Origin of the sequence: Agromyces humi (assembly GCF_009720255.1) — a bacterium.
GTDB classification, from domain to species: domain Bacteria; phylum Actinomycetota; class Actinomycetes; order Actinomycetales; family Microbacteriaceae; genus Agromyces; species Agromyces humi.
Genome location: NZ_WJSP02000743.1, coordinates 1 through 654, shown reverse-complemented (window position 1 = coordinate 654; position 654 = coordinate 1). Strand labels below are relative to the sequence as shown.

At 73.7% G+C, this 654-nt stretch carries 1 protein-coding gene; it reads right to left on the bottom strand.

Annotation, left to right across the window (positions count from 1 at the left end; genetic code table 11):
* Positions 1–118: 118 nt before the first annotated feature.
* Positions 119–654: amidohydrolase family protein (locus GH736_RS23930; protein WP_159607594.1), on the bottom strand; the 536-nt coding region annotated here is incomplete at its 5' end.

Below are 654 nucleotides of genomic sequence, written 5' to 3'. Positions count from 1 at the left end.
TACACCGACGCGCCTGGGTGCATCTCGCCGATCGATTCGTCGACGGAGCGGAAGTCAGTGCGCGCCGCCCACGGCGACTTCATCGGCGCCGGCCTCGATCTCGGGGCGCGCGACGAGTTCAGCTTCGACACGCGCCGTCCTTCCACACCCGCGCCACGAGGGGCACGCCCGGCCGGTAGGCGAGGTGCACATGGCTGGGCGCGTCGAGCAGCGTCAGGTCGGCCCGCATGCCCGGACGTATCGCCCCGACATCCGTGCGCCGCAGTGCCGCGGCACCTCCGGCAGTGGACGCCCAGAGCGCCTCGGCCGGCGTCATGCCCATGTCGCGCACGGCGACGGCGATGCAGAACGGTAGGGAGCTCGTGAAGCTCGACCCGGGGTTGCAGTCGCTCGCGAGCGCGACGGTGACGCCGGCGTCGATGAGTCGGCGCGCGTCGGGGTAGGGCTGGCGGGTCGAGAACTCGACGCCCGGCAGGAGGGTCGCGACGGTGTCGGATGCCGCGAGCGCCGCGACATCCGCATCGCTCAGGTAGGTGCAGTGGTCGACGGATGCCGCACCGAGCTCGACCGCGAGCTGCACGCCGCCGCCCTCGCCGAGCTGGTTGCCGTGCACCCGCACGCCGAGGCCCGCGGCGGCGCCCGCCTCGCGGACGC